The following is an 8,058-nucleotide window of genomic DNA, read 5'->3' as shown; positions in this document are numbered from 1 at the left end:
TGCAATTTAACAGTAGTCGTCCAATTTTCTGCATTTTTAGCAAATGCAACCCCCGATGAGCTAATTAGCATTGCTGATAACATTGTAATTATAATTTTTCCATAATTCATGTTAAATACCTCCCTATTTCGTCTCAGATATCATGTTATCATACTTTCATGTCCTATATGTATCGCGATTCTTAATTTAATCTAAAAAAACAAAAAGCACAGTACACAAGTAGTTTTTCACTACCTATATACTGCGCTTGTATCCTAGATCAAATCCCTCTCCTTTATGTAACCATATCTGCTCAATATTCTAAGGGTTTCAAGTGTCAACTTTGCCTCCCACTCATAATAAGCACCTTTGAAATCTCCTTCATAATAGGAATCTCCCCACGATGGACTGATTTTACCATACTGTTCTAATTCATCTAGTAATTGATTTATATGTGCTTCTATGAGACTTGTCTCTACTCCAAATTTTTTATGATCGGGTGCTTTTACGAAATCTAGTGGTCTAGGAACATATCCTTCCCATTTTTTACGATTTCTAATAAGCAATTTATCTACTGCCTCTTCTATTTTTCCTTCTATTTTTCTCTGATCTTCTTCATCTAATTCATAATACAGCTTAATATAACAATATATTTCATGCTCGGACTTAAATTCCTCTTTTTGAAGCAACTTTTCTATGGCAATATCTTTAAGTGCTCTAGCATCTAATTTCTTAACATATTTCCTATACCTGTAAAAATAAGCTATGATCTCTGCAGTAGGATTACCCCATGATGCATCTATTACAGTACTATTTTTTGCTATATCAAATTCCCACCAAGGAGTATGTGGGTAGTCATTCACTTTTTTTGAAACTGACCACCAGCCACTTCGATTTTCATCAAATACACCTTCTAAATATACGATTGCTCTTTGTATCGAATCACTTGCATCATATCTATCATCTAAATCTTTTAACAACCTTATGCCTATAGATGTAGCCATTGGTGATGATTCTATCATTCTAAAATCAGATTCTAAACCATTGCCAAATCCCCCATCTTCATTTTGAAAAGCTCTAACCGAATCAACGATTGATTTTCTAGTTCCATTGTAAAACAAATTTTCAAATATACTTTTTTCTATCTCGCGACCACGTTTGAATATAATTTCTTTCGCTCGATCAAAACCACTACGACTTAACGTTTTCATAATCAATCCTCCGTTTCACCAAATACATTTTGAATACGTTTGCAGATTAATCACAACTGTCTTTTTGTGATTGAATTTTCTGATATTTGTTTTCAAAATGATACCTTCTCTCCCACATTACTATTATAGCAACAAATTTTTCCAAACTCAATAATTCATATTTTATAAATCGTTTATGACTTTTGTTTACAGAATATTTACACTTTAATCATTGACAAATCTATACTTAGTTTCTATAATGAAGTTGTAAAGTAGTTAGCACTCACCGACGCAGAGTGCTAACAATTGCTTTGGAATCTCTTTTTTAGAGGTTTGTAACTTATTACTATTTGTATATTTAAATTTAAGGAGGAATTTGTATGTTAAATCTAACACCTTACACTCGTCACTCTATGAAACCTTTTGATGAAGATTTTGCTTCAATGCAACGCATTTTTGATAATTTCTTTGACAGCAATTTCTTCCCAGCACATCGACTCGACAATGAAATGCTAACTTCTATGGGAAGTTTTAAATTAGATGTGAGAGAAGAAGATAATGCCTATTTGATTGATGCTGAATTACCTGGCATCTTAAAAGAAAATATTGACTTAAATTACCAAAACGAACAATTGACCATTTCTGTTAAACAATCAGAAGAAGTTGATAATTCTAAAGATAATTATATCCATAGAGAACGTAAATTTAGCGCTATGCAAAGAAGTATTTACCTAAAAAATGTTAAATCAGAATCAATAAGTGCTAAGTTAGAAAATGGTATTTTGAAAATTAATGTTCCGAAATCTGAATTAAGCGAGTCAAAACGAAGTATATCTATAGACTAAACTAGATTTATAGATTAATGCTTTGATATAGCACTGACATGTTTATTTCAAAAAAGCAAAATAAAAATAGCCTAAGTCTTCAATTATGTATTTGAAAACTTAGGCTATAACTTTTTTGTATAAGTTACGCTGCTTTTACATTATCTATTTTATTTGATTTACTTTTAATAATACTTCCTATAACTCCCAATATTATAGCAGGAACAATCCAAGCAAATCCCTGATTTGAAAGCGGTAGCACTTTCGTCCAAGCAAAACCAAATACTTCTGAAAAACTCACTATAGTCGCTCCAATTATAGCGCCTCTGTAAGCATTAGGGTTAACAATCCATTCGCTAAATAAATTCATTACAATAATTAGTATAACTATAGGATACGATATAACCAAAAGTGGAACTGCAAGATTAACTATTGCCTCTACGCCTTGACTAGCTACATAAATACTAGATAAACATACTAAAGTAACTACAAGCTCGTATTTTATTTTACCATTCGTAAGCTCATCAAAGAAATTTCCTACAACAGCCGTAAGACCTATTGCAGTGGTAAGACATGCAGCTGAAACTGCCAAACAAAGCCCTAATTGACCTGATTCACCTAATACTCTTCTTCCTATTTCAATCAAAAGCCCTGCTCTACTAAGAGGCGCTTCATATAAACTACTAGTCATAGCTCCTATGTGTATTAGACCCATATATACAAATGCTAATCCTAATCCTGCAATAATGCCTGCCTGCGTTGCTAATTTTAACTTTTCTTTACTTTCAGTATATCCTTTTTCCTTTAACGCAACTAATGCGAGCCCTCCTAATAGTATAGAGCCTAGAGCATCCATAGTTTGATAGCCCTCTGAAAATCCACTTCCAAATGCCAAACCAGTATCTTTAAAAACAGGCTCTCCAATAGGATTTAGTACTCCTTTAAATATTATTATTCCCATCATCAATACTAAAAGTGGAGTCAATATTTTACCTATTTTATCAACCACGCCAGATGGTTTTATAGTAAAAGCCCACGTAATCACAAAATAAATAACTGCAATCCATATTGGTTTTACTCCTGGAATCATGGGTTCAATTCCAACTTCAAACACTGTTGCTGCAGTCCTAGGTATTGCCAATACCGGTCCAAGTGCCAGTATTATAATTACACTCAAAATTTTGGTAAAAAGTGGATGTACTTTATCCGATAAATCTGCAACTGTACCTCCATTTTTACAAAGTGCTATAATTCCAAGTATAGGAAGTCCTACACCGGTAATAATAAATCCTAATGCTGTCGTAAACCATTCACTTCCAGCTCCATATCCAAGCGTTGGTGGAAATAATAAATTTCCTGCACCAAAAAACATTGCAAATAGTGCTGCTCCAACAACTAGAACATCTGTCATTTTTCTCAAGGTCAAGCCCTCCTCATTCCAAATTATTCTTCACCTCGACTATTATAACACCCTTTGACTAAAGTGAATAGCGTTAAGTCAAAAATCATGACTATTTTTTATCAATCTTTTACTATTTCTTTTCACTGAGTGCTCTGAGTGCCTTCTTTGCTTCCTCAAAATCCTCTCCTAGCCTCTCTGTTGTGAATGATTCATTATAAACATAACCATATACGGTATTAGAAACTGTTCCTTCTAATCCTACCTCTGCCATAATTTTTTTAAATTCTGCTAATTCTTCTAATAATCCCATAAACTCGCCTCCTTCAAAATTTTAAATTTTTCCAAAATCCCTTTTTAAATTTTACCCACAATTTGTAAATTGACTCATTTTTTTAAGTATATGCTTTTTTTCATTCACCAACGCATTGCTTTTGATAAATCTTCTCAATTTGTATTGACTTCATTTTTGAAATATATTACAATTTTATCAAAGAATCTGTGATTTTTGCAAATTTTGGGTATATTATAAGCGGACAATAAATTTACATATCATATTTTATAGGAGGAATTTATTATGAATAAATTATCAAAAAAAGTATTATCTATTTTACTTATCAGCATTTTCTTTTTAATCACTCTTTCGGCTTGCCAAGGAGCAACATCTAAAGAAAGCACAAATGAAAAACCAAATGTTATTACAACCACAACTATGCTAGCAGACTTAGCTAGTGTAATAGGCGGTGATGACGTAAATGTTGAAGGTCTTATGGGCCCTGGTATCGATCCTCATCTCTACAAGGCAAGTGCCGGTGATGTTACAAAAATGCAAGAAGCGAATTTAATCTTCTACAATGGGCTTCATTTAGAAGGCAAAATGGGCGAAATATTTGAAAATCTAGAATCTAGCGGGAAATTAATTGTCGAAATAGCAAATGGATTACCTGAAGATTCTTTAATAACTCTTGATGATTCGGATTTGCACGATCCACATGTTTGGTTTGATGTTAATCTCTGGAAAAATGCTGCAACTGTAGTCAAGGATGGCTTGATAAAATTAGACGAATCTAAAAAAGATGCATTCGAAAAACGCTATGAAGATTATATGGCAAAATTGGATGAACTTGATTTGTATGTTAAGAACAGGTCAGAAGAATTGTCTGAAGGTCAGCGCGTTTTGATAACTGCTCATGACGCATTCGGATATTTTGGAAAAGCATATGGTTTTGAAGTTATGGGGCTTCAAGGAATATCAACTGCATCTGAAGCTGGCACTGGAGATGTAAGAGACTTGGCTGATTTTATAGTAGAAAACAAAATTAAAGCCGTATTTGTAGAATCATCAGTTCCAAAGAAAAATATAGAAGCTTTACAAGAAGCTGTTGCATCTCGAGGCTTTGAAGTAAAAATTGGTGGTGAATTGTTCTCCGACTCACTTGGATCACCTGATACTGAAGCTGGAACTTATATCGGAACTGTGACATCAAACATAGATACAATAGTTGATGCATTAAAATAGGAGGTTTTTATGACAGAAAGAAACAATGTAATAGAAGTTGAAGATATGACTGTTGCTTATCAAATAAAACCAGTTCTATGGGACATAGATTTGAGTGTCCCTCAGGGCGTTCTAATGGCTATAGTTGGTCCTAATGGTGCTGGCAAATCTACGCTTATAAAAGCAATGCTTGATTTAATAAAGCCAATTTCAGGGAGCGTTCTCTTCAATGGCCTCCCTTATTCGTCTCAAAGAAAGCACATTGGATATGTGCCTCAAAGAGGTAGTGTCGATTGGGACTTTCCTACAACAGTTCTTGATGTAGTTTTGATGGGTCGCTATGGTCATATAGGTTGGTTTAAAAGACCTAAGTCTAGCGACAAAAAACTCGCACTAGATGCTCTCAAAAAAGTAGGCATAGAAAATTTTGCATCTAGACAAATCAGTCAATTGTCTGGTGGTCAGCAACAAAGAGTCTTTTTGGCAAGAGCATTGGTTCAAGATGCTGATCTCTATTTCATGGATGAGCCTTTCCAAGGAGTAGATGCAAAAACAGAAAGAGCCATAATTGATTTGCTCAAGGAAATGCGCTCAAAAGGTAAAACTGTAGTTGTAGTTCATCATGACTTACAAACTGTTCCAGAGTATTTTGATTGGGTTACTCTTTTAAATACTCAAATAATAGCAAGTGGTCCAGTCTCGGAAGTTTTTACTGATGAAAACTTAAAAAAAGCATATCGTAGCACTGGTGCTGTTCTGAAAGGTTAGGTGATTTTTATGGACAATATACTTGTTTTTTTATCAGATTACACCTTACAATTAGTTGCTCTAGGCTCAGCTTTGCTAGGTGCTATAAGTGGAATAGTTGGTAGCTTTGCAGTATTAAAAAAACAAAGTTTACTTGGAGATGCTGTGTCTCATGCAGCTCTACCTGGCATAGCTGCCGTATTTATACTAACTCAATCTAAGCACACTGAATTTTTGCTCATAGGTGCTCTAATTACTGGGCTTCTTGCAACCCTTTTAGTCCATTTGATTGATCGATATTCTAGAATAAAATTTGATTCTGCATTAGCTCTTGTTTTATCTGTATTTTTTGGATTTGGTCTAGTTCTTCTTACTCTAATTCAAAAGATGCCAAATGCAAATCAAGCAGGATTGGATAAGTTTATATTTGGTCAAGCCTCGACTCTTCTTAGAAGAGATTTAAATACTATATTTATTACAGGAATAGTTGTTATTGTACTGGTTTTACTATTCTGGAAAGAACTCAAAATTTCAACATTTGACCCAATTTTTGCAGAAAGTATAGGGTTTTCAGTTAAAAAACTTAATTTATTGCTCTCTGCTCTAATAGTAACTGCGATAATTATAGGTCTACAAACTGTAGGTGTAATTTTAATGAGTGCAATGCTTGTCGCTCCTGGAGCTGCAGCAAGGCAGTGGACTGACAAATTATCAGTTATGACTATACTCGCTGCTTTATTTGGCGCCATCAGCGGTATAATTGGTACATTAATTAGTTCATCTATTCAAAATATGCCTACTGGACCATCTATCGTTATTGTAGTAAGTTTAATTGTTCTGATAAGTATGAGTTTTGCGCCAAATAGAGGACTTGTATGGCAACAAATTCGCGAAATTAAAAATAGAAAAGATATAAAAGAGGATAAGGTTTTACTTAATCTATATTATCTGGCAATGAATCATGACAATCCACGTCATGCTCATAGTTTGTCGACTATAAAACCGATACAAACAAAAGCAGGTAAAAAAACAGAACATTTAGTTGCTTGCCTTAGAACTCTAGAATCAAGAGGATTAGTTGAAGAAGCGTACTTTGCAACTTGGGCTATAACGCCTAAGGGAATGGACTATATAAAGTCACATACAGTATTGAAAGAAGGTGTGCAATAATGACTCCACAATTAGAAATTCAATTAATCGCCGTTATAGTAGCTATAGCTTGTGCTTTACCTGGTGTATTTTTAGTTTTAAGAAAAATGGCGATGATGTCTGATGCCATAACTCATACCATATTGCTTGGTATAGTACTGGCCTTCTTTGCTGTCCATAGTTTAAACTCACCATTGCTTTTAATTGGTGCTACTCTCATGGGACTTCTCACTGTATACTTTGTAGAGATATTGACTAAAACCAAGTTAGTATCTGAAGACTCGGCAATTGGTTTAGTCTTCCCACTTTTATTTAGCTTGGCTATTATACTTATATCTAAATATGCTGGTTCTGTACATTTAGATACTGACTCTGTACTTCTTGGAGAGCTTGCTTTTGCACCTTTTAATAGACTCAAAATAGCTGGTATTGATTTTGGAGCTAAAGCTCTTTATTCTATGGGAGTAATTCTCATATTGAATATCGGGTTTATATATCTATTTTTTAAAGAATTGAAATTAGCTACATTTGATGCAGGATTAGCCGCTGTACTTGGTTTTTCACCTATAGTGCTTCACTATGCTCTAATGGCTTCTGTTTCAATAACAGCAGTTGGTGCTTTCGAAGCAGTTGGCTCTATTTTAGTAATTGCTTTCATGATAGGCCCACCGATTTCCGCTTATTTGATAACTGATGATCTGAAAAAAATGCTATTTATCAGTGCTATTTTAGGCGCTATAAATGCTCTGCTCGGATATCAACTCGCATTTGCAATTGACGTATCCATCGCAGGTGCAATGGCTTCTATGACCGGATTAAGTTTTTTAATAGTATTTATACTAGCACCATCTAGAGGTCTAATTACAGTTATTAGAAGACGAAATTTCCAAAAAATAGACTTCACTGCAAAATCAATGCTTTTTCATATTTACTATCATGAAAATGCCAAAAATGCGAAAGTGGAAAATGGAATTGATACAATATATGATCATCTTAACTGGCCTAAGCATTTCTTAAACAAAATAGTAATAAAACTCAAATCTGAAGGCCATATTATCGAAGATAATGATATGTTTAAACTGACAGATAGTGGCCGTGAATTTGTGATAGCGAGTTACAAAGATATTGTGGAAAATTAAAAGAGATGCGAAAGCATCTCTTATTTTCTATCCGAAACATATACAACCCAATAATCTTCACCATATGGAATTCCATTTACTGTATTCCAAACTCTAAAATTTCTAGATTCTGTATTTCCATGGGCTGATACTT

At 33.9% G+C, this 8,058-nt stretch carries 8 protein-coding genes; 5 read left to right on the top strand and 3 right to left on the bottom strand.

Translation table 11 applies throughout. The features are described from left to right. Positions 1-254 precede the first annotated feature (254 nt). The gene (locus N4A40_00655; GenBank protein ID MCT4660339.1) at positions 255-1,190 is read right to left on the bottom strand and encodes a hypothetical protein; all 936 of its coding nucleotides are present in this window, start codon (positions 1,188-1,190) and stop codon (positions 255-257) included. A gap of 359 nt (positions 1,191-1,549) precedes the next feature. Here N4A40_00655 and N4A40_00650 point away from each other — a divergent pair, with 359 nt between their 5' ends. Next, the gene (locus tag N4A40_00650) at positions 1,550-2,014 is read left to right on the top strand and encodes an Hsp20/alpha crystallin family protein (GenBank protein MCT4660338.1); all 465 of its coding nucleotides are present in this window, start codon (positions 1,550-1,552) and stop codon (positions 2,012-2,014) included. A gap of 124 nt (positions 2,015-2,138) precedes the next feature. Here N4A40_00650 and brnQ read toward each other — a convergent pair whose 3' ends face one another. Together brnQ and N4A40_00640 are read right to left on the bottom strand one after the other, a co-directional pair. Beyond that, positions 2,139-3,404: a branched-chain amino acid transport system II carrier protein gene (gene brnQ, locus N4A40_00645; GenBank protein MCT4660337.1), complete on the bottom strand. Its 1,266-nt coding sequence runs from the start codon at positions 3,402-3,404 to the stop codon at positions 2,139-2,141. 121 nt (positions 3,405-3,525) lie between these two features. Continuing rightward, a complete protein-coding gene (locus N4A40_00640; GenBank protein MCT4660336.1) occupies positions 3,526-3,705 on the bottom strand; it encodes a hypothetical protein in 180 nt (59 codons plus the stop codon). 264 nt (positions 3,706-3,969) lie between these two features. On the opposite strand from N4A40_00640, the gene N4A40_00635 reads away from it, so the two are divergent. Genes N4A40_00635 through N4A40_00620 form a run of 4 tightly spaced genes read left to right on the top strand, consistent with a single transcriptional unit; the run spans position 3,970 to position 7,925 of the window. Then, positions 3,970-4,911 (top strand): zinc ABC transporter substrate-binding protein, encoded by a 942-nt coding sequence (locus tag N4A40_00635; GenBank protein MCT4660335.1) that lies wholly within the window; start codon positions 3,970-3,972, stop codon positions 4,909-4,911. A 9-nt stretch (positions 4,912-4,920) separates the two neighbouring features. Then, positions 4,921-5,658, top strand: coding sequence for a metal ABC transporter ATP-binding protein (locus tag N4A40_00630; GenBank protein MCT4660334.1), 738 nt, complete (start codon positions 4,921-4,923; stop codon positions 5,656-5,658). 9 nt (positions 5,659-5,667) lie between these two features. Beyond that, the gene (locus tag N4A40_00625) at positions 5,668-6,807 is read left to right on the top strand and encodes a metal ABC transporter permease (GenBank protein ID MCT4660333.1); all 1,140 of its coding nucleotides are present in this window, start codon (positions 5,668-5,670) and stop codon (positions 6,805-6,807) included. Continuing rightward, complete coding sequence (locus N4A40_00620) at positions 6,807-7,925, top strand: metal ABC transporter permease (GenBank protein MCT4660332.1); 1,119 nt, start codon at positions 6,807-6,809, stop codon at positions 7,923-7,925. Before N4A40_00625 ends, N4A40_00620 begins: the two co-directional genes overlap by 1 nt. Positions 7,926-8,058 lie beyond the last annotated feature (133 nt).

This window comes from Tissierellales bacterium (genome assembly GCA_025210965.1).
In the GTDB taxonomy this organism is placed as follows: domain Bacteria; phylum Bacillota; class Clostridia; order Tissierellales; family JAOAQY01; genus JAOAQY01.
Note: the sequence above shows the minus strand (reverse complement) of the source record. Positions and strands in the feature narration are given on the sequence as shown.